Below are 21,568 nucleotides of genomic sequence, written 5' to 3' on the forward strand. Positions count from 1 at the left end.
TGTCTAAAACGGAGAGCATCAGAAAGTGTAGGGCAGTTGGGTTGAGCCGCTGGCAGGCGGGTCCACCCTGAGAGTCACGAAAAGACTATACGCTGGCTACTGATTAAGTGTCCATCCCGACTGCCCCACACTTTTTGATGCTCTCCTACTTATGAGTGCACTGCCACCCACCCCCGAAAGCGACGCATCGGCTCGTAACAACTCGGCCCTGGCCAAATATTCCGGCATTGCCGTGCAGATGGTAGCCATTATCGGTCTCAGCACCTGGGCCGGCGTATGGCTCGATGGCCATTTTCAGACAAAAACTCCCTGGTACACCATTGGCCTCACGCTCAGTGGGATATTTCTGGCGCTGTTCCAGGTTATTCGTTCTGCCATGCGGCCCGACTAATACCCTGATGAGTGAAGAAAGCGTGGATATTGGCTCGTCTGTGCCGACCTTTGTTCTCCGGCCCGGGCTGGTTGATTTATGAGCACTCGCTTTCTAACCCATTTTAGTGCTTTTGCACTGGTCAGCTTTGCCGTACTGTTCGGCCTGCGGGCGGGGTTCGGCGCGGCGGTTGTTCATCCGCTGGCGCCCTACGTGCTGGGCGCGCTGCTGGCCCTTACCCTGCTTACTTATTGGTTTACGGCGCGCACTACCCGCCGCTCGCCCGACAACTTTCTGGCGGCTTATTTCGGCGGGGTAGGGCTGCGCCTGGTGCTCGGAATCGGGATGGTGCTAGCCTATTTCTACACCGGCGGAATCAACGACGACCACGGCTTGCTAACCTTCCTCGGGGCCTTCTTCCTGGGCTATTTTCTATGTGCCGGGTTTGAAATATGGGCTATTTTTAGTAACTTGCGCCCGTTTTCAGCGAAACAACTCCCGAAAAGCGAATAATTTACCTTCGGGTCTGGATTTTACTCAATATTAATGAAGCGGTTACTCACTCTCTTTCTTTGCTTGTGCACGTTCGCCGGCTTTGCAGCCGAACCCACCGAAGCGGGCAAAAAGGGGGAAGCCTTCAATCCCGGCGAAGTTATTTTGCATCACGTAGCCGACTCGCACGAGTGGCACTGGTTCAGCACCGATAACGGCAGCTTTGTCAGCTATTTTCCTATAATTGCGTATCAGCCGGGGAAGGGCCTGTCGGTGTTCTCCTCGGAGAAAGTAGCCGAGGGAAAAACCTACCAGAACTTCAAGCTGGAAGAAGAAAAGCTGACGACCCTCGACGGCAGCAAGGTCTACGACTTCTCCATCACCAAAAACGTGGCCGCGCTGGCCGTAAGCAGCCTGCTACTGTTCCTGGTATTTACGTCGGTGGCCCGGTCCTACCGGCAGCGGGTTGGCCGGGCCCCGTCGGGCCTGCAAGGCTTTCTGGAGCCGTTTGTTATTTTCATCCGCGATGAGGTAGCCAAGAAAAGCATCGGCCCCAAGTACGAGCGCTACATGCCCTACCTGCTCACGGTGTTTTTCTTTATCTGGTTTAATAACCTGCTGGGCCTCACGCCCGGCGCCGCCAACCTCACCGGCAACATTGCCGTGACCATGATGCTGGCCGTGCTGACGCTGATTGTCACCCTGTTCAGCAGCAACAAATATTACTGGGAGCATATATTCTGGACGCCGGGTGTGCCGCTGCCCCTGCGCATCATCATGATTCCGGTCGAGCTGATTGGGGTGATTACCAAACCTTTCTCGCTCATGGTGCGTCTGTTTGCCAACATTACGGCCGGCCACATCATTATCCTGAGTTTCATCAGCCTCATTTTCATTTTCCGCTCGGCGCTTACCGGCTTCCTGTCGGTTCCCTTCGGTCTGTTTATCAGTGTGCTGGAGCTATTGGTATCGGTACTGCAAGCCTATATCTTCACCCTGCTTACCGCTATGTACATCGGCGGAGCGCTGGAGGAGCACCACCATGATGAAAGCCACGGGCACGACGAAAATTTCGGTACCGCCGATGAGCGTGACGGTGGCTCTGACATTGCTCACCTCACCAGGCCCGACGTAGCGGCTCACTAAGTTAGCCGGGCTGCCTGCCAGCGGGCGGCCGGGTCGTATTTCCTCCAAGTTTTTTCCCTACACACATTTTTCTTTTTACCATGCTTCTTTCGTTGTTGCTGCAAGTTGTTAATTCGGTTGGTCTGGCTGTAATGGGTGCCGGCATCGGCGCTGGTCTGGCTATCCTGGGCGCTGGCCTGGGCATTGGCCGCATCGGCGGTAGCGCTATGGAAGCCATCGGCCGTCAGCCGGAGGCTTCGGGCAAAATCCAGACGGCTATGCTCATCGTGGCCGCCCTGGTTGAAGGTGCAGCTTTGTTCGCAGTAGTAGTCTGCCTGCTCATCGCCCTGAAATTGCAGTAATCGCGTCGGTATAGCCCGGCCGGCTGGCTTCCTTCTGCGGAGGCCGGCCGTGCCGGGTTTTCGTTCGGCTGAAACCTGGTACGGTCTGGAAAACAGGCTAAGCCCACGGTTTTGGCAACTTACCTGCCGCTGCCGGATGTTCATTGGTGCGCCTTAGCCGGCTCACCGCCACCCCGATACTTGCTGTCCTTATGTCGCTTATCACCCCCGAGTTTGGTTTGCTGTTCTGGCAAACCCTGATTTTCCTTATTCTGCTGGCTTTGCTGGCCAAGTTTGCCTGGAAGCCCATTCTGGGCTCGCTCAAGGAGCGCGAAGACAGCATCGACGAGGCCCTGAAAATGGCCCAGCAGGCGAAGCTGGAAATGCAGAGCCTGAAGGCCGGCAACGAGAAGCTGCTGGCTGATGCGCGCCACGAGCGCGACCAGATGCTGAAAGAAGGCCAGACGATTGCCAACAAGCTCATCGAGCAAGCAAAAACTACGGCTGTCGAAGAAGCCAATCGGATTTCGCAGCAGGCCCGCGAAGCTATTCAGCAGGAAAAAAACCAGGCGCTGGCCGAAGTAAAGAATACCGCTGCTCAGCTGAGTGTCGATATTGCCGAGCGCGTGCTGCGCCGCGAGCTGGCCGACCCCGCTGCCCAGCAAAAGCTGGTAGATGAGTACCTGAAAGACGTAAAGCTTAACTAGGTGTCAGTTGTCAGTTGCCAGGCTTTCGCAAGGGGCCGCATCATCAAACAACTGATAACTAACGACCGACAACCAACCTACCAATGGCCGACCAACGAGTAGCTGCCCGCTATGCCAAGTCCTTGCTGGACCTGGCGCAGGAAATGGGCACCCTGGCAACGATGAAGCAGGATATGGACTTGCTGGCCAACACGATGGCTGGCAGCCGTGACCTGCGCCTGCTGCTGCGCAACCCGATTGTTAAGCACGACAAAAAGCTCAGTATCCTCACCGCCATTTTTCAGGGTAAGGTGTCGGATACGCTGATGCGCTTTTTTCAGATTCTGACCAGCAAAAACCGCGAGGCCGCGCTGGAGCACATTGGCACCGAGTTCCGCTCGCAGTACAATGCCCTGCTGGGCGTGCAGGTGGCGGAGGTAACGTCGGCCTCCCCGCTCACGCCGGCCACCCGCGCCGAAGTAGAGAAGCTGGTGAAGCAGCAGACGGGCCTGCCCGATGTTTCGCTCACCGAGAAGGTGGACCCCTCGCTGATTGGCGGCTTCGTGCTGCGCGTCGGCGACCGGCAGATTGACGACTCGGTAAAAGGCAACCTGCGCCGTCTGCGTACTTCCCTGACCGACAATACTTATCAACATAGCTTAAACTAACTATTATCATGGCTGAAGTACGCCCGGACGAAGTATCCGCCATCCTGCGGCAGCAGCTGTCCAATTTTAAATCGGCTGCCGAGCTGGAAGAAGTCGGCACCGTGCTCCAGGTCGGCGACGGCGTGGCGCGCATCTACGGCCTCTCGCACGCCCAGTCGGGCGAGCTGATTGAGTTCGAAAACGGCCTGCAAGCGTTGGTGCTTAACCTCGAAGAAGACAACGTAGGGGCCGTAATGCTCGGTGACTACGGCGATATCAAAGAGGGCGCTACCGTACGCCGCACCAACAAGATTGCCGCTATTCAGGTAGGCGAGGGCATTGTAGGCCGCGTGGTAAACACCCTGGGTCAGCCCATCGACGGTCGGGGCCCCATTCAGGGCCAGACCTACGAGATGCCCCTGGAGCGGAAGGCGCCGGGTGTAATCTTCCGGCAGCCGGTAACCGAGCCGCTGCAAACCGGCATCAAGGCTATCGACGCCATGATTCCGATTGGCCGTGGCCAGCGCGAGCTGATTATCGGCGACCGCCAGACCGGCAAGTCGACCGTAGCGCTTGATGCCATCCTGAACCAGCGCGAGTTCTTCGACCGCGGCGAGCCCGTATTCTGCATCTACGTGGCCATCGGCCAGAAGGCTTCGACGGTAGCGCAAGTGGTGCAGGCCCTGACCAAGGGCGGGGCCATGGACTATACCGTGGTGGTATCGGCTTCGGCCTCGGACCCCGCGCCGATGCAGTTTTATGCGCCCTTTACGGGGGCCGCTATCGGCGAATACTTCCGCGATACGGGCCGGCCGGCGCTGGTAGTATACGACGACTTGTCGAAGCAGGCCGTAGCCTACCGCGAGGTGTCGCTGCTGCTGCGTCGTCCTCCGGGCCGCGAGGCGTATCCCGGCGACGTATTCTATCTGCACAGCCGCCTGCTGGAGCGCGCCGCGAAAATCAACGCCTCGGATGAGATTGCGCGCAACATGAACGACCTGCCCGAAAGCCTGAAGCCGCTGGTGAAAGGCGGTGGCTCGCTAACGGCTTTGCCGCTCATCGAAACCCAGGCAGGTGACGTATCGGCGTACATTCCGACCAACGTAATCTCGATTACGGATGGTCAGATTTTCCTCGAAACTAACCTCTTCAACTCCGGTGTGCGTCCTGCCATCAACGTAGGTATCTCAGTAAGCCGGGTGGGTGGCAACGCCCAGATTAAGAGCATGAAGAAGGTAGCCGGCACGCTGAAGCTCGACCAGGCACAGTTCCGCGAGCTGGAAGCCTTTGCCAAGTTCGGCTCCGACCTCGATGCCTCGACCAAGCTTACTATTGAGCGTGGCCGCCGCAACCTGGAGATTCTGAAGCAGCCCCAGTTCTCGCCCGTGAAGGTGGAAGACCAGGTGGCTATCATCTACGCCGCTACCAATGGCTTGCTCGACACCGTCCCGGTTAACCGTGTGCGGGAGTTTGAGAAGGAGTTTACGCAGGTAATGAATGCCCGCCACCCCGACGCCCTCAAGGCACTGAAAGCCGGCAAGCTCGATGATTCCGTAACGGGAGCCCTGCGCCAGACCGCCAAAGATGTGGCCGCCGGCTACGCCGCTTAAGCAGTAAATAACAAGCGCCGTTTGTCATAGTGAGCGCAACGAGGTGGTGCGATTGCTGCGCACCACCTCGTTGCGCTCACTATAATAAATGATTCTTTAGCCTTTCGTATAAGTTATGGCCTCTTTAAAAGAAGTTCGCTCGCGCATTCAGTCGGTTTCGAGCACGCAGCAAATCACCAAAGCTATGAAAATGGTGGCGGCGGCTAAGCTGCGCCGGGCCCAGGACAACATCATTCGCATGCGTCCCTACGCCCAGCGGCTTACCAGCATTCTGGCCAACCTGACCCGCACGACGACCGATGAGGTAGTGAGCGAGTACGGCCAGGTGCGCGACGTGCGCCGGGTGCTCATTATTGCCATTACCTCCGACCGGGGCCTGGCGGGGGCGTTCAACGCCAACGTATTTAAGGGAGTGAATGCCCTGATTGCGGAGCGCTACGCTACCCTGCCGCAAAGCAATATTTCGGTGATGGCTATCGGCAAGAAGGCGCACGACTACTATGGCCGGCGCAGCTTTGCCCGGGTAGGCGACTATACCCACGTATTCGCCCAGCTCTCGTTCGATACGGTGCGGGTGGCCGCCGAAGCGGCTATGCGCGGCTTTGCCGAAGGCAGCTACGACCAGGTAGTAATGGTGTACAACGAATTCAAAAACGTGGCTACCCAGGTTATTCAGACCGAGCAGCTACTGCCCTTGCTGCCGGCCGAAGTGTCTGCCGGTACGCCCGGTACCAGCGCTCCGGAAAACAGCATCGACTATATTTTCGAGCCCAGCAAAGAGGATATCATTCAGACGCTGATTCCGCAGAGCTTGAAAATCCAGCTTTACAAGGCTGTGCTGGAAAGCAATGCCTCAGAGCATGGCGCGCGGATGACGGCGATGGATAAAGCTACTGACAACGCCGGCGAATTGCTGAAAGCCTTGAAGCTAACCTATAACCGTACCCGCCAGGCGGCCATTACCACCGAGATTCTCGAAATCGTGGGTGGGGCCGAGGCCTTGGCGGCGAGCCGCTAAACGCTGGTAAATGCCACTGCGTGCGAAAGCGCCGGAACCCTGGGGTTCCGGCGCTTTTTTGTTGGCCAAAGGTTGCCTGCTGGCCGTTGGCTTACCCGCAACAGGGGCGACCAGGGAAAATAGCCTACAGCTGCGAGCAGGGTGCCGGAGCTGCTAGCGCATGCGTAGGCCGCCTGACCGGGCGGTAATTTATAATATATTAAAAATTATATATAATCAATAAATTTTAGTGCCCGGCAGGATAATTAGCAGGATTTTGTCATGAATAAGCCATCCGCTAAGGAAAACCAGCCACTCAGCTAGCCAAGGGGCATCTAGCATCTTTATGCTATACCATTGCATCAGTAATTCGCCTTCCTTTGTGGTAATCACCAACACGGAGGCGGCTCGCTGATTCCGTGTTACTTACCCTATCCCTTTTATATGACTAAACTTCTTCACTCTGTACTGCGGCAGGGGCGAGGCTGGCTGCCCTTAGTGGCAGGGGTACTGGTTACTCTGCCCCTGGCCAGCCCCACCTGGGCCCACAACCAGGCTGCCCGCCCAGCGCGGGCGACGCGACTAAAATCAGTCCCGAGTCCTTTGATTAGTATACTGACAGCCAACGCCCAAAACGTGACGGTGCAGCTCGCGGCCAACGGCACGGCCACGCTGGCCGCCACCAGCGTCAATAATGGCAGCAGCGGGGGAAGCGGTACTCTCACCTACACTATTCAGAAAATTGTATATGGCCAGGTAGCGGAGGGCGGTACCCTTACACTTACTACGCCCACCGGAGCGCTTTTTACGGCGATACCCTATGCCAGCTATGGTAACTCGTCGGGTAACAACGGTAACTACACCAACACTTGCAATGCAGCCACCAGCAAGTCGGTAGTGAGCGGCGCCCTGCTCAACAACAATACGGGTAGTATCCCGGTCAACAATACTACGTTTGGCGACCCCTGCTACGGCACCCCCAAAAACCTGGCGGTGCAGGCGGCCTACTCAGCCGACGCCGCCACGCAACCCTACACCTGCGCCGACGTGGCTGGCCCCAATTATGTACTGCTAACGGCCAGCGACGGTACAAATACCAGCACCGCTACTGCCCAGGTAACGGTGCTAGCCCCGCCCACTGCGACCCTCACCGGCTCGGGTACGGGCATGGTAGGCCAGACTGCCACCCTGACGGGCACTAACCTGAGCGGAGCCACCGGCCTTACTATCAATGGCGTGGCCGCTACCATTATCAGCGCTACGGCTTCGTCCCTCACGTTTAAGGTGCCGGCGGGCGCTACGCCCGCCGGCAACGCGGTGGTGACGCTGCCCTGCGGCCAGTCGGTGAGCACTGCCTTTACCGTGACGACCAACAACGCGCTGGCTTTTAACAACTCAGCAAGCAACTATGTATCCCTGCCCAGCAGCACCCCAGTTCCCGTGGGCAACAGCGCCTACACCATTGAGGCGTGGATAAAGCCTACCAGCATGGGGGTCTACGGCATTGTCGGCTGGGGCAACTACGGTACAACCAGTCAGGTGAACGCCCTGCGGCTGGACCCGTCTGGCGTGATATATAATTACTGGTGGGCTAACGACCTGGCAGCTAACGTGGGCGATATTAGTGGCAAGTGGCACCACGTGGCGGCCACCTTCGACGGCACCACGCGCAGCATTTACCTCGACGGAGTGCTTAAGGCCAGTGATAAGCCCAGCGGCCACAACGTGCCCGATGCTAGCAACTTACGCATCGGCTCCACAAATAACGGCGAATATTTCCCCGGCAGCCTCGACGAAGTGCGCATCTACAACACGGGCCTGACCCAGGCCCAGGTGCAGGCCGATATGTTCAGCACCAGCTCGGCCCTGCCCGGCAGCCAGGTTTACTACGCCAACTTTGACCAGGGCGTAGCCGGCGGCAACAACGCGGGTGTAACCAGTCTTACCGACCAAACCGGCAGGGGTAATACCGGTACGCTGAATAACTTCGCCCTGACCGGCACCACCAGCAACTGGGTACGCAGCTTCCCCACCATTACGGGCATTTCGCCCAGCAGCGGCGCACAGGGCACGAGCGTAGCCGTGACGGGTACCAACCTGCTCGACGCGACGGGCTTTGCCTTTAACGGCGGGGCCGTGTCGCCCTTCACAACGCCTGGCAGCGATTACTCGGCCACTATCACCGTGCCGGCCACGGCCAGCACTGGCCCGGTCAGCGTTAGCTCAGCTACGCTGAATCAGTATAAGGGACCGACTTTCACCTTTACCGGCGACCTGGTGGTAACTACAACTATGCCCATTGCGGCGGGCTCGTACAGCAGCATTACCGTTAACAGCCCCGGCAATGGTACCCTGGCCGGCCCCGTCACGGTGAGCGGCAGCACAACGGTGAATGCGGGCGGCACCCTCAACGACGGCTGCAACGTGCTCAGCGGTGCGGGCAGCTTTATACTGGCGGCGGGTGGCACACTGGGCATTTGCTCGGCTCAGGGCATCACGGCCAGCGGTGGCAGCGGCGCTATCCAGAACACGGGCGCCCGCTCTTTCTCGACCGATGCCAGCTACGTGTATAACGGCACGGTTGCCCAGAGCACCGGCAACGGCCTGCCGGCGCAGGTGCGCAACCTCACGACTACCAATGCCAATACCGTTACCCTGAGCGCCGCCACCAGCGTGACCCAGGTAGTGACAGTGGGCGCAGCCGGCAACCTGGACCTGGGCTTCTTCGGGCCTACCCATCCCCTGACATTGCTGAGCAGTGCCGCCGGCACGGCCCTGGTAGTGAACAGCGGCACGGGCGTGGTAACGGGCAACGCCATCGTGCAGCGCTACATCGACCCCAGCCTGAACAGCGGTGCGGGCTACCGCCACTACGCTGCCCCGGTGACCAACACCACCGTGGCCGACTTAGCTACCACGGGCTTCACGCCCGAAGTGAGCCAGGCCAGTGTGTATAACAGCTCGGCCACGCCGGGTACCACCACGCCTTTCCCCAACGTTTTTGGCTACGACCAGAGCCGCCTGACGCTTACCAACAACTACGCGCCTTTTGATAAGGGCTTCTTTGTGCCGGCCAGCCTGAGCACGGCCCTTACGCCTGGCCAGGGCTACGCCGTGGAAATCGGGGCGGCGCAGCTCGTTGACTTCGTGGGCACGCTCGGTAATGGCAACCTGACCGTAAACCTGAGTCGCAACAGCGGCACCACGGCGGCCGATGCGGGCTGGGCACTGGTGGGCAACCCCTACCCGGCTCCGCTCGACTACTCGCAGGTGGCTCCCGCCGACCGCCCCAACCTGGATGCGGCCGTGTATGTAGTGCAAAGCACCGGCCCCTATGCCGGCGGCTACCGCGCTTACGTGAATGGCCAGAGCACCAGCGCCAGCAATAATCCGCTCATTGCCAGCAGCCAGGGCTTCTTTGTGCGGGTAAGCAGCGGGCAAACCGCCGGTTCGCTCACCTTCCGCAATGCCCAGCGGGCCACGAGCTACAGCAGCCAGGCTACTTTCCAGCGCACCAGCGCCGACCCGCGCCCTGCTCTGCGCCTGGAGCTGGCCGGTCACGGCCTGGCCGATGCCTGGGTAACCTATGCTGAAGCTGTCGCCACGGCGGGCTTCGACCGCGAGTTCGACGCTGGCAAGCTGCCTAATTCGACGGGGCTGAACCTGAGCAGCGCAACAGCCGCCGGTGAGCGTCTGGCCATCGACGGTCGCCCCGCCTTCGCGCCGGGCCTGGTGCTGCCGCTGGCGGTAGGGGTGCCGGCCGCCGGCACCTACACCCTGACGGCCGCTGCTTTCAGCAACCTGCCCGCCGGCCTCGATGCCTACCTGACCGACACCCAGAATGGTCAGGTAGTGAAACTGAGCGTAGGTACTATATATAGCTTCGATGTTTCCGCAGCTCAGTCTACGGCGTTGCTGACCGGCCGCTTTGCTCTGCGCTTCGGCTCGCAAACGGCCCTGGCCACGCTGCCCGCCCTCACGGCCACTGCCGTAAATGTGTATCCGAACCCGGCCCATGGCCGCTTTGCGGTAGAGGTGCCGGGTATTGCCCAGGCTACTTCGGTGCAGGTTGAATTACTCAATACGCTGGGCCAGGTAGTTGGGCACCAGGTGGCCGCGCTACCGGCGGCCGGCACCACGCTCACCGTGGAGACGACCGGTCTGGCTACTGGGGTGTACACGCTGCGTTTGCAGGCGGGCACCAGCACGCTGGCCAAACGCGTGGTTATTCAATAGCTTTTTCCAACTTCAGCCGGCCTCGCCCGCGGGGCCGGCGCTAACTTCTCTTTTATGAAACTACTGCTAACAATGGCCCTGCTGCTGGCGCTCACCGGCCTGGCCCAGGCGCAGGCCCCGGGCTCGACGGGCCCCACGCCGCAGGCCGTGACGTCCGTGCCCCTCGATGGGGGCGCATCCTTGCTGCTGGCCTCGGGTGTGGCCTATGGCCTCAAGCGCCTGCGCAAGCGCCGCCAGCGTTAAGAGCCGGCGCACCATACTTCAAGCCCCCGCGGCCACCCGGCCGCGGGGGCTTTTTCGTGCTGAGAACGAGGTTGAGACATGGGGGTTGCTTGCTTTGGACAGTAGCCCCACGTTACTCGGTGTAGCAGTGGGGCAGCCCAGCGGTAACGAAGAAGCAGGTCTGCCTACGCCCTGCATGGGTTTGGGCGCCGCCCGCTACAAACGCCGGACTCGCGACTACGAACGCCGGGCTGTAAGCTGGCCTCAGCCTTATTACCTGGTCTTTGTTGGCCGTCTGGCATGGCGCCTCGCTGGTTGCCTGCCGGGGCTTTTGTACAGGCCGCTGCTACGCCGCTCGCCCACCCAGACTGGCCAGCCACTAAGTAAAACAGTTCAGCCATCTTGGTTTCGCAGTTTCAGCCCTTTATGCGATACCAGTGCAGCAGGTCAGCGCCGTCCTTTGTGGCGTGGCGAATGCTGCGAAATCCCTGGCTATAGTCAGTAAACGTCAAGATTTAACTTCTTTACTCTCAAATTTTTTCCTGTATGACAGAATTCTCCTCCGTAACCCGCCTGGCGCGGGGCGCTACCCTTCTCCTGGCGGCGCTGGGACTGCTGGCCACGGCCGGCGCAGTTCAGGCCCAAACAACCACTAATTTTACCTATACCGGAGGTACCCAGACCTACACCGTGCCGGCCGGTGTGACCAAGCTTAACGTAGTAGCCACGGGCGGCGGCGGTGGCGGCAATAGGGGCAATAACAAAGGAGGCGTGGGGGCACAGGTGCAGGCCACGGTAACGGTAGTGCCTGGGGAGGTACTCACCGTGGTGGTAGGCGGCCAGGGCACGGACAGCAACAGCAACGGCAGCAGTAGTGTCGGCGGTGCGGGCGGCTACAACGGCGGGGGCAACGGCGCCTACACGGGCGGCGGCGGCGGCGGAGCCACCGACCTGCGCCGACTGACCGCCAACGGCAGCACCGGTGATTACCTCACCAGCCGTAACGCGCTGCTGGTGGCCGGTGGCGGCGGGGCCGGCGACTTTGGCTCCGCTGCTGGCGGAGCCGGGGGCACTCCTAATGGCGGCAACGGCGTAAGTGGCCAGGGCGGCCCGGCTGGCCAGGGGGCCACAACCACCGCGCTCGGTGGCGGCTACCCAGGCTCTAATGGCACGGGGGGCAATGGCTACCCCAACAACTTTAACGCCGCAGGCGGCGGGGGCTACTACGGCGGCGGCGGCGGCGGCTATGACGGCAGCCAATACCCTGTTGGCGTTAATGGCGGCGGCGGCGGGTCGTCGTTCGTGCTGCCCACGGGTAGCAGCAATATCGCCTATAGCCTGGTGGGGGCCTCGCCAACGGCACGTTGGCTATTACAACGGTCATTCCCCCCTCTCTTACCAACATCAGCCCCAGCAGCGGGCCGGTGGGCACTAGTGTCACGCTCACGGGCAGCAACCTGACGGGGACCTCGGGCGTGAGCTTTAACGGCACGGCTGCCACCACCTTTGCCGTGGTAAACGCCACGACCGTGACGGCCACCGTGCCCACGGGGGCCACCACCGGCAACGTAACCCTGACCACGCCCAATGGTACCAGCAGTGGAGTGGCCTTCACGGTGAACCCACCCACCAACAACGCGCTGGCCTTTGATGGGGTAGGTGCCTACGTACACGTCAGCACGGCCTTGCCGGCCACCAGCCTGTTTACGCTGGAAGGCTGGGTGAACCCAACTTCCCTCAACAACGGCTTTAACGTGCTGCTCAATGGCGACAACTTCCCAACGGGCACGGTCCATTGCCAGTTTCTTAACAACGGCCAGCTGCGGTTTACCATTAGTGGTATGACTGACATGGACAGTCCCTTCACCGTTCCGCTTGGCCGCTGGTCGCACGTGGCAGTGGTATATTCTGCCACGAGCCAAACCCTGCAATTCTATCTCAACGGCACGCTGACTGGAGGCACCCTGTCTTACCCCGGCGGCATTGCTGTAGCCAGCCAGACCTATAGTCTGGGTGCGTGGCTGAGCGGCAGTCCGCAGCGCTTCTTCACAGGGCGCTACGACGAGGTACGGGTGTACAGTGCGGCCCTGACGGCGGCCAATATCCAGGCCGATATGTTCAGCACGAATGCTTCAGTGCCCGGCAGCCAGGTAGCTTATTATAATTTCGACCAGGGCACGGCCGGCGGCAACAACGCGGGCTTTACCAGCCTCCCCGACCAGACCAGCAACGGCCATACTGGCACGCTGACCAACTTTGCCCTGACTGGCACCACCAGCAACTGGGTGCGTAGCTTCCCCACTATCACGGGCATTTCGCCCACGAGTGGAAAGTCGGGCACGGGCGTGACTGTAACGGGCACTAACCTGACGGATGCCACCAGCTTTGCCTTCAACGGCACGGCCGTAACGCCCTTCACTACTCCTGGCAGCGACCTGACGGCCGTTCTCACGGCCCCGCAGTATGTAACGACGGGGCCGGTGAGCTTGGCCTCGGCTACGCTCACGGCCTACACCGGGCCGGTATTTACGCTGGTCAACGACCTGGTGGTGACGACGACGCAGAGCATTCCGGCCGACAGCTACAGCAGCCTCACGGTGCAGAGTGGGGGCAACGGCACGCTGGCCGGCGACGTGATGGTGAGCGGCCCCATCGTGGTGAACAGCGGCGGCCGGCTGGCCGACGGCTGTAACCTGTTTACGGGCAGCGGCAGCTTTACCCTGAACGCGGGCGGCACTCTCGATATCTGCCGGCCGCGGGGCATTCTGAGCGGGCCGGGCACTGCCCTGGGCAACATCGGGGCCGTGCGCGTGCTGGGTGCCCGCACCTACAGCAGCGACGCCAGCTACAGCTACAGCGGCGGCCAGAGCCAGGACACCGGCGATGGCCTGCCCGGTCAGGTACGCAACTTCTTAGTGGCTACCAGCACCGACCTCAGCCTCACCAATCCGCTGGCTGTGACCCAGGTGCTGACCCTGAGCGGGGCTGGCAACCTGACCACCGGCGGCAAGGCGCTGACTCTGCTCAGCAGCAGCGCCGGTACGGCCCTGGTTGTGAACAGCGGCACGGGCGTAATAAACGGGGCAACCACGGCGCAGCGCTATATCGACGGCAGCCTGAACGCCGGGCTGGGCTACCGCCACTTCGGGGCGCCCGTAAGCGGCGCCACGGTGGCCTCGCTGGGCACGGCCACCAGCGGCTTCACGCCGGTGCTCACGCCGGCCTATAACACGAGCGCCACACCGGGCACCACCACGCCCTTCCCCAACGTATTCGCGTACGATGAAACACGCCTGGCCACGACCACCAACAACCTGAGCGCCTTTGACAAAGGGTTTGTCGTGCCCGCTGCTACCACCACGACCCTGGCCAACGGCCAGGGCTACGCCGTCAACATCGCCGCCGGGCAGACGGTGAGCTTCACGGGCACAGCTTTTACGGGCGACCTGACCAAGAGCCTGAGCCGGGGCACCGATGCCAACGCGGGCTGGGCGCTGCTGGCCAACCCTTACCCGGCTCCGCTCGACTACTCCCTGGTAGCTAACGCTGACCGCTCCAACCTTGATGCAGCCGTCTACGTGGTGCAGAGCAGCGGGCAGTATATGGGCTCCTACCGCTCGTACGTGAATGGCATCGGGGGCAACCCGGTGCTGCCGACCGCGCAGGGCTTCTTTGTACGGGTGAGCGCGGGCCAGACCAGCGGCTCGCTCACCTTTCACAACGCGCAGCGCCTGACGGCAGTGAATGCCACGGCCTTTCAGCGCACCACGGCTGACCTGCGCCCCCAGGTGCAGCTTGACCTGGCCGGCAACGGCCTGGCTGATGCCTTTACCGCCTACGCCCAGGACGGGGCCACGGCGGGCTTTGATACCAGGTACGACGCAGTCAAGCTGCCTAACTCAACGGGGCTGAACCTGGCCAGCGCGACGGCGACCGATAACCTGGCCATCGATGGGCGCCCCGCCTTCACGGCGGGCCTGGTGCTGCCCCTGGCGGTAGGCGTGCCGGCGGCCGGCACCTATAGCTTGTCGGCAACTACCATGGCCAACCTGCCGGCGGGTCTGGCGGGCTTCCTCACTGATGCCCAGACCGGCCAGACTACCCAGCTGAGCCCGGGTACGAGCTACCGCTTCAGCGTGACGGCGGCCCAGGCCACGAGCTTGCTGACCGGCCGCTTTAGCTTGCGCTTCGGCCCACAGACGGCCCTGGCCACGGTGCCGGTGCTCACGGCCGAGCTGGTGAGCGTGTACCCCAACCCGGCTCACGGCTCGTTTGCTGTGCTGGTGCCGGGTGTGGCGCAAGCCACCTCGGTTCAGGCGGAGTTGCTTAACACGCTGGGCCAGGCAGTGCGCCGCCAATCGGCCGCGCTGCCGGCGGCCGGCACCACGCTCACGGTCGAAACGGCTAACCTGGCCGCTGGGGTGTACACGCTGCGCCTGACGGCGGGCGCCACTGTCCTGGCCAAGCGCGTGGTTATTCAATAGCTTTTTTCCAACTTTAGCCGGCCTCGCCCGTGGGGCCGGCGCTAACTTCTCTCTTATGAAACTACTGCTAACAATGGCCCTGCTGCTGGCGCTCACTGGCCTGGCCCAGGCGCAGGCCCCAGGCTCGACGGGCCCCACGCCGCAGGCCGTGACGTCCGTGCCGCTCGACGGCGGGGCCTCGCTGCTGCTGGCCTCGGGCGTGGCCTACGGCCTCAAGCGCCTGCGCCAGCGCCGCGCTCGCTAAAGCGAGCCAATAGCTTCGCTCTACCCCTCAAGCCCCCGCTGCTACCTGGCAGCGGGGGCTTTTGCGCGCCAGGGGCGGTACTTTTGAGGAAATATGCGTTATTTCATTCATCTGGCCTACGACGGCACGGCCTACAGTGGCTGGCAGGTGCAGCCGGGCGTACCTACCGTGCAGGAAGCCCTCAACACCGCGTTAAGCAACGTGCTGCGCCAGTCCGTACGCACCCAGGGCAGCGGGCGCACCGATGCCGGGGTGCACGCCAGCCACCAGGTAGCTCATTTCGAAGCCGACTTTCCGCCCGAGATGACGCTCGACCTGCTGCGCTACCGCCTCAACCGCGCCTTGCCGCCCGATGTGCAGGTGTTTCGCATTCATGAGGTCGATGAGCGCGCCAACGCCCGCTTCTCAGCTGAGGCCCGCACCTACGAGTATTTCGTGCGCCTGCGGCCCGACCCCTTCCGGCGCGACCAGGCGCTGTACCTCGACCGGGGCCGGCCCGACGTAGGCGCCATGAATGTGGCCGCTTCCTATTTGGTTGGCCAGTTCGACTTCACGGCCTTCTCGAAGGTGAAAGGGGCCGAAACCCACTACATCTGCTGCCTCTACGAGGCTGGCTGGCACGAAACAGCCGAGGGGCTGGTATTTCGCATCCGGGCCAACCGCTTTGTGCGGGGCATGGTGCGGCTCGTGGTAGGTACGCTGCTCGACGTGGGTCGGGGCAAGCTCACGCCGCTGGAGTTTCAGCAGGTGCTGCACCGGCAGCAGCGCATAGCAGCCAGCGGAGCTGCCCCGGCCAAAGGGCTGTATCTGAGCAGGGTAGAGTATCCGGCCGGAATAGTGCCAGCCGCAGATGTGCGAGAGCCAGCCTGATTTCGGGCACAAAATAGCCTGTTAGGTTCCAGTGCATAAGGAGTCAGTACAAAAAAGTCTAAATCAGCTGCTTGGAGTAGGTCGGCTCAAAGCGGCTGAGCGCCGGCGCCAAACGCCTTTCTTCGCCGCCACGCAACGAACCTGACCGACCTTTGTTAGCAAGCTACTTTTATGGACCCAACTTCCGCTACCAAAACCGGTCAGGTATTCGACTGGCAGGTGCTGCGCCGCCTGCTCAATTACGTGACGCCCTACCGGGGCACGTTCATCAGCCTTATTATCCTCACGGTGGCCACGGCCGTGCTCGGTACAGTGCGCCCGGCCCTCATCCAGCGCATGGTCGATGTCGACATTACCAACAACGACTGGGCCGGCCTCAACCGCTCCACGCTGTGGCTGCTCGGGCTGCTGCTGGTGCATACGCTGGTGAGCTACCTCCAGACCTACTACGGCGGCTGGCTAGGCCAGTACATTGTGCGCGATATCCGGGCCGACCTCTACCGCCACCTGCTCAGCCTCAAGCTCAGCTTCTTCGACCGCACGCCCATCGGCGTGCTCGTCACGCGCAATATATCCGACGTCGAAACCCTGGCCGACGTGTTTAGCGAGGGCCTGGCCGCCATGGTCGGCGACCTGCTCCAGATTGTCTTTCTCATGATTTTCATGTTCTGGACCAACTGGCAGCTGGCGCTAATCAGCCTCTCGGTTATTCCGCCGCTGCTTTTCAGCACCTACGTTTTTAAGGAGAAGGTAAAAGGCAGCTTTCAGGAAGTGCGCAACGCCGTGGCCAAGCTCAACTCGTTCGTGCAGGAGCACCTTACGGGCATGAACGTGGTGCAAATCTTCAACAACGAGGAGCGCGAGTACCGCAAGTTTGAGGCAATAAACCAGGAGCACACGCGGGCAAATATTAAGTCTGTACTATATTATAGCATCTACTTCCCGGTGGCTGAGGTGCTGGGCGCCATCGGCGTGGGCCTGCTGGTGTGGTACGCCGCCCAGGGTCAGATTGAGGGGAGTATCTCAAAGGGCGCACTCATCGCCTTTATCATGTATAATGCGCTGTTTTTCCGGCCTATCCGCCAGATTGCCGACCGCTTCAATACCCTCCAGCTGGGCCTGGTGAGTACCGAGCGCCTGCTCAAGCTGCTCGACAGTAAAGACCTGGTAGCCACTTCCGGCACCGCGCCGGTGCCCCAGCTGCAAGGCGAGGTAGAGTTCGACCACGTCTGGTTTGCCTACAACCAGCAGGAAGGCGAAACAGATGAGCCCGAATGGGTGCTCAGGGATATCAGCTTCCACGTGCAGCCCGGCCAGACGGTGGCATTTGTGGGCGCTACCGGCGCGGGCAAAACGAGCATCATCAATCTTTTATCGCGTTTTTACGATATTCAGCAGGGGCATATCCGGGTCGATGGCCACGACCTGCGCGAGTACGACCTGAGCCAGCTGCGCCGCCAGATTGGCGTGGTGCTGCAGGATGTCTTTCTGTTTGCCGGCTCTATCCGCGATAATATTACCCTGGGCAACCGCCAGATAAGCGACACGCAGATTTGGGAAGCCGCCGCGCTGGTCGGGGCCGAGCGCTTTATCGGCCGCCTGCCCGGCGGCCTCGACTACCCCGTGATGGAGCGCGGCGCTACGCTCTCGGTGGGCCAGCGCCAGCTCATCAGCTTCGTGCGGGCGCTGGTGTACCAGCCCCGCGTGATTGTGCTCGACGAGGCCACTTCCTCCGTCGATTCGGAGACGGAAGAGCTCATTCAGCACGCCATCGACAAGCTCATGGAAGGCCGCACCTCGCTCGTTATTGCCCACCGCCTCAGCACCATCCAGAAAGCCGACCGCATCATCGTGCTCGACCGCGGCGAAATCAAGGAAACCGGCACCCACGACGAGCTGCTGCGCCTCGGCGGCTACTACGCTCAGCTCTACCGCATGCAGTATAAAGGCGCGGAGGTCAATGGTTAATGGCTAGCAGCCAGGCGGGTTCTTCGCTTGCTTAACCACTAATCAGTACTCACTACCTAATGCGTTTCTTCTTTCCCCTCGTCCTGCTTTTTACGGCCATCGGCCTGGGTATCTATGCCTATCTGGGCGGGCTGCGCACGCCCGCCGTTGCCCTCGAAACCACGGCCGCGCCGGTGCTGCTGGCCGGGCAGCCCTTCCACGGCAAGGTGCAGGACGAGCGTTTCGGGGAGCTGTTTCGCGCCGCCAAATCGCGCCAGGATGCCAGTCCGGCGCTGCCCCTGGCCAATCTTTACTATAATAACCCGGAGTCGGCCCACGACTCGGTGCGCGCTTTTATCGGCGTGCTGGTGCCCGACACCGCTGCCCGGCTGCCGGCCGGCTGGCGCTACCGCGTGGTGCCCGCTGGGCAGCGCGTGGTAGTGGCCCGCGTGCGCGGGGTGAGCTTCCTGCTGGCGCCGGGCAAGCTCTACGCCGCAGCCGAAGAGTTTAGCAAGAGCCGGCAGCTCACCAAGCAGCCCTTTTACCTCGAGCAGTTTGGCCCCAACGAAACCGACGAGCTGCGGGTAGGAGTGAAGTAGCCCACCCCGAGCACCAGCCCAGCCCCCATCTCAGCAAAGCCCAGGAAGTAAGTGTTTATACGTAGCAGGCACCCTGCTACCTGGGTATTAGCACGTAATTTATTCATTTAAATCGGTATTCGTTAACCTTCAGCAGAAAGAGCGAGTACAGCCTAGCGGCGCGCTGCCTGGTGGTGCCGCTGCTGTTTCACGCTAACTGTAAAGGAGGATTCTTATGCTAGCTATGGATTTCCGGGGGCCGAAAAGGGTTCGCGCCAGCCAAAAACCAATGCCCGAAATCAAGCATCCGGAGGATGCGATTGTGCGGGTCACGCGTACGTGCATCTGCGGTTCCGACCTGCACCTCTACAACGGCAACGTGCCCGATACCCGCGTGGGCATGACCTTCGGCCACGAGTTTACGGGTATTGTGGAGGAAATCGGCTCGGAGGTCACCAAGCTGAAAGTCGGCGACCATGTGCTGGTGCCCTTCAATATTGCCTGCGGCAAGTGCATCTTCTGTAAGCAGGGCCTGTTTGGCAACTGCCACGAGTCGAACCCCGAAGCCACGGCCGTAGGCGGCATTTTTGGCTACTCGCACACCGCCGGCGGTCACAACGGTGGCCAGGCCGAATACGCCCGCGTACCCTATGCCAACGTGGGCCCCACGGTTATTCCGCCCGGCATGGACCCCGACGATGCCGTGCTGCTCACCGACGTAGTGCCCACGGGCTACCAGGCCGCCGAAATGGCGGGTATTCAAAAAGGCGATACGGTAGTGGTATTCGGGGCCGGACCGGTGGGTATCATGGCGGCCCGCTGCGCCTGGCTGTTTGGGGCCGGCCGCGTCATCATCATCGACCACATCGACTACCGCCTGGAGTTTGCCCGCAACTACGCCAATTGCGAGGCCTACAACTTCCGCGAGCTGGAAGACCCGGTGCTCTTTATCAAGAAAACCACCGACTGGATAGGGGCCGACGTGTGCATCGACGCCGTAGGGGCCGAAGCCGCGGGCAATGCCATGCAAACCATTACCGGCCGTAAGCTGCTCTTGCAGGCGGGCTCGGCTACGGCCGTGCACTGGGCCATTAATGCCGTGCGCAAGGGTGGGGTCGTGTCCATCGTGGGCGTGTATGGCCCTACCGACAACCTCGTGCCCATCGGCAATGTGCTGAACAAGGGCCTGACCATTCGGGCCAACCAGGCTTCGGTAAAACGCCTGCTGCCCCGCCTTATCGAGCACGTGCAGAACGGCGTGCTTAACCCGAAGGGGTTGATTACGCACCGCATCCCGCTCGAAGAAGTAGCCGATGGCTACCGTATTTTCTCTGCGAAGCTGGACAATTGTATCAAGCCGGTACTCATCTCGCCCTCTGCCGGTATCTAACGCCCCACGACCATGCAAACCATAACCAGAGACCCGAACCTGCTGCCCGGCTGGGGTATCGATGCCGACCCCGACAACGACCCGACGTACCCCATGCGGCAGCGTACTCCCGAAGACCACGACGGCTATAGCTGGGTGCGCCCCACCCAGCAGCCCATTACCGTCGAGGTGCTGCACTCCAACGAGCGGCCCAACGTATCGGCGGTATTCGGCACTTCTTCACCTCCCAGCGGCCTCAGCGGCATAATTCGGCGCTTCGCTTTCAACTACAGCGAAAACAGCTACCTGCACTGGCTGCCCCTGCTCTTCGCCGACCGCGTCAACGTAGTCGAAGGCATTGTGGAAGACCTGGCGCACGGCAAGGTGCCCAACATCTGGGCCGAGAAAGGCTACAAAGCCCAATGGAAATACGACCGCGTCGGCATGCTGGAGAAAATCGCCGCCGCGGCGCTCGTCACCACGGCGGCCGTGTTCGTGCTCTCCCGCAAAAGCGCTCCGAAGAAGCATAGCCGCTCAGCCCGGTAGTTTGATGAGCAATAGCTTACTCAATAGAAAGCGAAGCTTCCAGCATAATAACCCTAAAGCAGAAAGCCCGGCTTACCTTACAGCAGGTAGGCCGGGCTTTCTGCTTTAGGGTTACTTATCGCCCAAAGAAATACGTGCCGCTGAACGTGAGTTGGGCCAGGCCAAAGCTTGCGCCAAGAGTCGACACTGTATCGTCGGAGACGTTGGAACTGCTGTTGTCAGACTTCACATTAAGCCGGTCATAGGTCAGTCCTCCAATCGAAGCTCCTAAGCCTATGCGCGGAATCGGCATAAAAATAATGCCTGGTGTCAGACCCGCGTAAAATCCGCTCGCTGTCTGGTTCGACGAGCCATTATTGCCAGCGGGCTGCGAATCGTGCTCATAGCCGGCCCCCAGTGTGCCTGTAAAGCCAAATTGGTCAGTCAGCATATAGTAACGCCGTGCAAAAGGCCCTACGCGCAGGCTAGTAGTAGTGCGGTAATAGGGAGTTGACGAGCTGCTATTCGACTTAGCAGAAATCTCCTCAATACTCCAGGTAGCGTCGGCACCAATAGCTAGGTTGTCTGCCACAAAGTAGCTAATGCCGGGGTTGAAGTTGAAAATTTTATCGGTATAAGTATAAGTATTGCCGCCGTTATAATAAGGGCTGCTTGTATCCTCCTTATTTTGAGTGAAATTGATACTGCCACTCAAGGCCACGGTACCAGCTTTAAGTGCAGTTTGGGCCTGGCTTGCTTGCACCGAGGCACAGCAGATAATAAGTAGCAGGAAATGCTTTTGCATACAATGAAGGAGAAGTGAAA

19 protein-coding genes are annotated in these 21,568 nt (G+C 60.8%); 18 read left to right on the forward strand and 1 reads right to left on the reverse strand.

Features of this window, described 5'->3' with window-relative positions; all coding sequences use genetic code 11:
- Positions 1-151: 151 nt before the first annotated feature.
- From F6X24_RS05135 to F6X24_RS05220, 18 genes are all read left to right on the forward strand, one after another.
- Positions 152-391 (forward strand): AtpZ/AtpI family protein, encoded by a 240-nt coding sequence (locus F6X24_RS05135; RefSeq protein WP_151086970.1) that lies wholly within the window; start codon positions 152-154, stop codon positions 389-391.
- Between the two features lie 78 nt (positions 392-469).
- The gene (locus tag F6X24_RS05140) at positions 470-883 is read left to right on the forward strand and encodes a hypothetical protein (protein WP_151086971.1); all 414 of its coding nucleotides are present in this window, start codon (positions 470-472) and stop codon (positions 881-883) included.
- A gap of 63 nt (positions 884-946) precedes the next feature.
- On the forward strand, positions 947-2,008 hold the full coding sequence (gene atpB, locus F6X24_RS05145; protein ID WP_229725361.1) for a F0F1 ATP synthase subunit A: 1,062 nt from the start codon (positions 947-949) through the stop codon (positions 2,006-2,008).
- Between the two features lie 80 nt (positions 2,009-2,088).
- Entirely contained in the window at positions 2,089-2,349 is a 261-nt protein-coding gene (gene atpE, locus F6X24_RS05150) for an ATP synthase F0 subunit C (RefSeq protein ID WP_151086975.1), read from the forward strand.
- A 191-nt stretch (positions 2,350-2,540) separates the two neighbouring features.
- A complete protein-coding gene (locus F6X24_RS05155) occupies positions 2,541-3,035 on the forward strand; it encodes a F0F1 ATP synthase subunit B (RefSeq protein WP_151086977.1) in 495 nt (164 codons plus the stop codon).
- An 83-nt stretch (positions 3,036-3,118) separates the two neighbouring features.
- Complete coding sequence (atpH, locus tag F6X24_RS05160) at positions 3,119-3,682, forward strand: ATP synthase F1 subunit delta (protein WP_151086978.1); 564 nt, start codon at positions 3,119-3,121, stop codon at positions 3,680-3,682.
- Positions 3,683-3,690: 8 nt separating this feature from the next.
- Positions 3,691-5,271, forward strand: coding sequence for a F0F1 ATP synthase subunit alpha (gene atpA / locus F6X24_RS05165; protein ID WP_151086980.1), 1,581 nt, complete (start codon positions 3,691-3,693; stop codon positions 5,269-5,271).
- Positions 5,272-5,386: 115 nt separating this feature from the next.
- The gene (atpG, locus tag F6X24_RS05170) at positions 5,387-6,289 is read left to right on the forward strand and encodes an ATP synthase F1 subunit gamma (RefSeq protein WP_151086982.1); all 903 of its coding nucleotides are present in this window, start codon (positions 5,387-5,389) and stop codon (positions 6,287-6,289) included.
- Positions 6,290-6,871: 582 nt separating this feature from the next.
- A complete protein-coding gene (locus F6X24_RS05175; protein ID WP_191906468.1) occupies positions 6,872-10,504 on the forward strand; it encodes a LamG-like jellyroll fold domain-containing protein in 3,633 nt (1,210 codons plus the stop codon).
- Positions 10,505-10,558: 54 nt separating this feature from the next.
- On the forward strand, positions 10,559-10,747 hold the full coding sequence (locus F6X24_RS05180) for a PID-CTERM protein-sorting domain-containing protein (protein WP_151086986.1): 189 nt from the start codon (positions 10,559-10,561) through the stop codon (positions 10,745-10,747).
- Positions 10,748-11,272: 525 nt separating this feature from the next.
- Entirely contained in the window at positions 11,273-12,187 is a 915-nt protein-coding gene (locus F6X24_RS05185) for a glycine-rich protein (RefSeq protein ID WP_151086988.1), read from the forward strand.
- A complete protein-coding gene (locus F6X24_RS05190) occupies positions 12,091-15,210 on the forward strand; it encodes a LamG-like jellyroll fold domain-containing protein (RefSeq protein WP_151086990.1) in 3,120 nt (1,039 codons plus the stop codon). The genes F6X24_RS05185 and F6X24_RS05190 overlap by 97 nt, the downstream gene beginning before the upstream one ends.
- Before the next feature lie 55 nt (positions 15,211-15,265).
- Positions 15,266-15,454 carry a PID-CTERM protein-sorting domain-containing protein gene (locus F6X24_RS05195; RefSeq protein ID WP_151086992.1) on the forward strand — a complete coding sequence of 63 codons (189 nt, stop codon included), beginning with the start codon at positions 15,266-15,268 and terminating at the stop codon, positions 15,452-15,454.
- Between the two features lie 93 nt (positions 15,455-15,547).
- Positions 15,548-16,324 carry a tRNA pseudouridine(38-40) synthase TruA gene (gene truA / locus F6X24_RS05200; protein ID WP_151086994.1) on the forward strand — a complete coding sequence of 259 codons (777 nt, stop codon included), beginning with the start codon at positions 15,548-15,550 and terminating at the stop codon, positions 16,322-16,324.
- Positions 16,325-16,495: 171 nt separating this feature from the next.
- Entirely contained in the window at positions 16,496-18,292 is a 1,797-nt protein-coding gene (locus tag F6X24_RS05205; protein ID WP_151086996.1) for an ABC transporter ATP-binding protein, read from the forward strand.
- Between the two features lie 59 nt (positions 18,293-18,351).
- Entirely contained in the window at positions 18,352-18,870 is a 519-nt protein-coding gene (locus F6X24_RS05210) for a hypothetical protein (protein ID WP_151086998.1), read from the forward strand.
- Positions 18,871-19,084: 214 nt separating this feature from the next.
- Positions 19,085-20,239, forward strand: coding sequence for a zinc-dependent alcohol dehydrogenase (locus F6X24_RS05215; RefSeq protein ID WP_151087000.1), 1,155 nt, complete (start codon positions 19,085-19,087; stop codon positions 20,237-20,239).
- Between the two features lie 12 nt (positions 20,240-20,251).
- Positions 20,252-20,764, forward strand: coding sequence for a hypothetical protein (locus F6X24_RS05220; protein ID WP_151087002.1), 513 nt, complete (start codon positions 20,252-20,254; stop codon positions 20,762-20,764).
- Between the two features lie 115 nt (positions 20,765-20,879).
- Here F6X24_RS05220 and F6X24_RS05225 read toward each other — a convergent pair whose 3' ends face one another.
- Positions 20,880-21,548, reverse strand: coding sequence for an outer membrane beta-barrel protein (locus F6X24_RS05225; RefSeq protein WP_151087004.1), 669 nt, complete (start codon positions 21,546-21,548; stop codon positions 20,880-20,882).
- Positions 21,549-21,568 lie beyond the last annotated feature (20 nt).

The organism is Hymenobacter baengnokdamensis (assembly GCF_008728635.1).
In the GTDB taxonomy this organism is placed as follows: Bacteria; Bacteroidota; Bacteroidia; order Cytophagales; family Hymenobacteraceae; genus Hymenobacter; species Hymenobacter baengnokdamensis.